Raw genomic sequence first — 203 nt, forward strand, 5'->3', positions numbered from 1 at the left:
GGCCACCCTGACGGCCTTCCTCGACGCCGACCTGGACCGGCGGGCCGCCGCGTCGGCCCTGGGCGTGCACGCCAACACCGTGGACAACCGGCTGGAGCGGATCGCCGAGCTCACCGCCGTCCACCCGCGCTCGACCCGGGGCATCCAGCTGTTCGGCGCCGCGCTCGCGGTGCGGCGGTCCCTCTCCTGATTCCCTATGGCCG

The 203-nt window shown here is 75.4% G+C and carries 1 protein-coding gene; it reads left to right on the forward strand.

The window, feature by feature from the left end; all coding sequences use genetic code 11:
- A partial coding sequence (locus A6V29_RS08455) for a helix-turn-helix domain-containing protein (RefSeq protein ID WP_137159894.1) occupies nucleotides 1-190 on the forward strand: 190 nt, incomplete at its 5' end.
- Nucleotides 191-203: the final 13 nt, after the last annotated feature.

Source organism: Blastococcus sp. CCUG 61487, from assembly GCF_005222955.1.
In the GTDB taxonomy this organism is placed as follows: domain Bacteria; phylum Actinomycetota; class Actinomycetes; order Mycobacteriales; family Geodermatophilaceae; genus Blastococcus.